This is a genomic window from Alkalibacterium sp. m-11 (assembly GCF_054658155.1).
Genome location: NZ_BAAGIR010000540.1, coordinates 1 through 255, shown reverse-complemented (window position 1 = coordinate 255; position 255 = coordinate 1). Strand labels below are relative to the sequence as shown.

General features: G+C 40.0%; 1 protein-coding gene. It reads left to right on the top strand.

Features of this window, described 5'->3' with window-relative positions; translation table 11 throughout:
- Positions 1 to 122: 122 nt before the first annotated feature.
- On the top strand, positions 123 to 255 hold a 133-nt coding region (locus ACYQ2O_RS13515), incomplete at its 3' end, for a transposase (protein WP_459796860.1).

The following is a 255-nucleotide window of genomic DNA, read 5'->3' as shown; positions in this document are numbered from 1 at the left end:
GGGATGATAGCTCGGCAGGGATGAGGGTTCGCTTTGGCGAACTCGAAAGCCCTGTGATATATTCGAATATTTTTTGAGTATGTTCGGTATGTTTTCATACACGTATAGAGTATAATGGATACATGGATAATTACCGTAGAACTAAAACAACCGTCAGCCTCATCAACTATCATTTTGTGTTTTGTCCTCGGTACAGACGAAAGATTTTCTTGAATCCCTCTCTCGAAGAACGGTTCAAGAAATTAGTTCAAGACA